Below are 1,378 nucleotides of genomic sequence, written 5' to 3'. Positions count from 1 at the left end.
AGAAAATGGCGAGGTATGCCCTGCTGGCTGGAGAAAAGGCGATAAAGGTATGAAAGCCACCCATCAAGGTGTTCAAGAATATCTCTCTCAAAACGCTTCTAAACTCTAAAGCCTTATGCTCTAAGCTTTTGCTTAGGGCTTCTCTCCATTAATTTTTCTTGTTTATTTTCACTGGGATTTTTGCAAATCCTAAAGACCTACCTTTTTATTTTGAAAACCTTTCAAGCTCTTTAGCAAATAGAATAATCAATTAAATCCAAAAATATTTTTAAAACTCTTTTCTTAGGGGGGGGAGGGTTCTACTTAGTTCAAGCTAGACCTCCCCCTTCCTAAAACCTACCCCCACCCACTGCACGCAAAGGCGAAAGGTAAATACAAAGGCAAAAAACCTTGAATCTCTGTGCTTTTGCTTGCCCTCAGCAAGGGTGCAAAAAGACAGAGAAAAGACTACAGAAGTGCGAACCTCTGAAAACGAGTTGATGAACGACAAAGTCGGGAATAACTCTATCCTTTAGGAACGATAGGGATTTTTAATCCCTGAAGTGGTCTTAGGATTTCATAAAGAAATCCCAATAAAAATAGATAGGTGGAGGATTGCGAGCTTCCCCTCCATCGCATAATAATGGTTTGGGAAAAAAAGAGTTTTTTTAGGGTAAAGGTCTTGACCCACCCACCCATTATGTTAGGGGTGGTTAAACCCCTTTTTTGAAAGAAAATAAAAGAGTTTTTGGATTAAAACAAGCTTTGACAAAATAAAAATCAAATACTTTTTTTGCTTACGCATTAAGGGGCTAAAGGGGCTGACTTGAGCTTTGCACCCCCTAAATCCCCTTAAAACCCCCTTACCACTGCACGCAAAGGCAAAATGCAGAAAGGCGAAAACCTCGGATTGGAGAGCTGTCTTTGCTCGCCCTTGCGTGGTGTTAAAAGAGGGAGACAAGATTGCAGTAGTGCAATCGCCCTCTTTTAACTAGCAAGGAGGTTGCGAGCTTCCCCTCCTTATTTGCCGAAAAAAAGAGTTTTTTCGGGGCTAAGGAGGGGTTAGGGGAGGTTAAACCCCTTTTTTGAGATTAAAAAAAGTATTTTGAAAGAGAGAAAGTCCTTTTTGAAAAAGCTTTCAAGCTCTGAAGCAAATAGCAAACTAAATTAAATCCAAAAATACTTTTAAAACTCTTTTATGAGAGGGGAAGGGGGCTCAAATTGCGAAGTCCGCAGTTTGGGTGGGAGGGTCAAAATTCCCCCTCAAACTCCCCCTTACCCCTGCCACGCTTAAAGGCAGAAAGGCAAAGGCAAAAGGCAAATACAGAAAGACCAAATGCAAAGACAAATACAGAAAGGCAAGTCCCCCCAAACCCCCAAAAAAACAATAAAAATTTTC

General features: G+C 40.9%; 1 protein-coding gene and 1 pseudogene. One reads left to right on the top strand and one right to left on the bottom strand.

What is annotated here, in order from left to right; all coding sequences use genetic code 11:
- Nucleotides 1-109 (top strand): annotated as a pseudogene (locus BKH46_RS09255) (peroxiredoxin); the annotation flags it as partial.
- Between the two features lie 1,086 nt (nt 110-1,195).
- Here the strand turns inward: BKH46_RS09255 and BKH46_RS09705 are convergent.
- Nucleotides 1,196-1,378, bottom strand: a 183-nt coding sequence (locus tag BKH46_RS09705) for a hypothetical protein (RefSeq protein WP_216358722.1), incomplete at its 5' end; no start/stop codon positions are given.

Origin of the sequence: Helicobacter sp. 12S02634-8 (assembly GCF_002272865.1) — a bacterium.
Classification (GTDB): domain Bacteria; phylum Campylobacterota; class Campylobacteria; order Campylobacterales; family Helicobacteraceae; genus Helicobacter_J.
This window is presented reverse-complemented; position numbering and strand designations above follow the sequence as displayed.